Raw genomic sequence first — 703 nt, forward strand, 5'->3', positions numbered from 1 at the left:
AGCGATAAACAATGCACACTCTTTAGGCAGCACCATGCCATAAGAAGCGGCTTTTTTCTGCAAAATTTGCACGCGAGTGTCAATCTCAGGAGGGTCAACCGCGACTGTCAATCCCCAAGAAAATCGCGACCTAAAGCGTTCATCAAATTCTGTCATTTGTGATGGATGACGATCAGAAGCCAAAATCAGCTGTTTGTCACCACTAGTAAAGTCTGCAAACAATGTTAAAAACTCATTACTACTTTTGGTCTTTCCTGCTAAGACATGAATATCATCTACAATTAACAAATCTACTTTTTTTATTTTCTTTTTAAAATCTTCTATTTTATTATTTCTTAATGAATAAACTAATTGATTTATAAATTTTTCAGAAGTGAAATAATAAAAACTTTGATTATTTTTTAAATAGCGATGTGCTACAGAATGCATTAAATGCGTTTTTCCCAATCCAGAAGGTCCATATATAAATAAAGGATTGTGTCGATTTTTTGATTGTTTTTTACCAAGCTCGTAACAAGCTTTGTAGGCCAGATTGTTCGACTTACCGGTGACAAATGTCTCGAAAGTAAAGTCAGGATTGAGATAGCTCAGTGATTTAGCATCAGCTGAATCGTTTAGTTCTCCCTGACGCATATTAGCGTCGATATCTGCTTTCGAGTTATTATGATGGATAGATTCAAATTTATGTTCAGATGGGGTAGGG

1 protein-coding gene is annotated in these 703 nt (G+C 35.3%); it reads right to left on the reverse strand.

The window, feature by feature from the left end:
• Positions 1-703 (reverse strand): DnaA ATPase domain-containing protein (locus tag ACS8FC_RS17555; RefSeq protein WP_439297732.1); only part of this gene is annotated, 703 nt, incomplete at both ends.

It is taken from the genome of Psychrobacter sp. 1Y4, assembly GCF_051847555.1.